The sequence below is a fragment of the Psychrobacter sp. 1Y4 genome (assembly GCF_051847555.1).
Window position 1 is genome coordinate 1 of sequence record NZ_JBPYDE010000747.1, and the last position, 630, is coordinate 630.

The window sequence follows — 630 nt, forward strand, 5'->3', positions numbered from 1 at the left end:
CGAATGACTTAATGTTAGTTACTTATTTACCGCTAATGACTGATTAACTTTTTTCTATTTACCTATATAAGCGAGGCTCATATCATGAGTGATGATTCAAAAGATAACAACAACAACAGCAACGACAACAATGCAAATAACCCAACCAGCAATCAGCCATCAGTGAAAGTCACTGATTTGACGCCAAATAAAGGCGCGTTGGTCGGCAAGAAGACAGACATTCAAAACCCAGAGCTTTGGGAGTTCCCAATGAACTACCCTCTCAGCATCATTGGTCATGAAGGCGAGCACGAGAGTTTGCTCAATGAAATCAAGCTAATCTTGGGTAGCCAGTTTCCTGATTTTGATTTGGCGTCTATCGAAGTGAAGCCTTCTAGAACGGGTCGTTTTCATTCAGCACGGGTCAATCTGTACCTGACAGCCGCTGATCAAGTCAATACACTTTATGCCGCGCTTGACAATGCCAAGACGGTTCGCATGGTTTTGTAAATCGTTCAGACAGGTTTAGCACCTTTTTGGTCCAAGTCGTCACTCATACGGGTGGCGATTTTTTGTGGTTTGATGTACAATCTGCGCCCGAATTATTGCTACCATGATTAGTGTTATTGGTCGACAATAACCGAGAGAATG

General features: G+C 42.9%; 1 protein-coding gene. It reads left to right on the plus strand.

Annotated elements, in window-relative coordinates:
* Positions 1-198 precede the first annotated feature (198 nt).
* On the plus strand, positions 199-489 hold the full coding sequence (locus tag ACS8FC_RS18670; protein WP_346268619.1) for a YbeD family protein: 291 nt from the start codon (positions 199-201) through the stop codon (positions 487-489).
* Positions 490-630 lie beyond the last annotated feature (141 nt).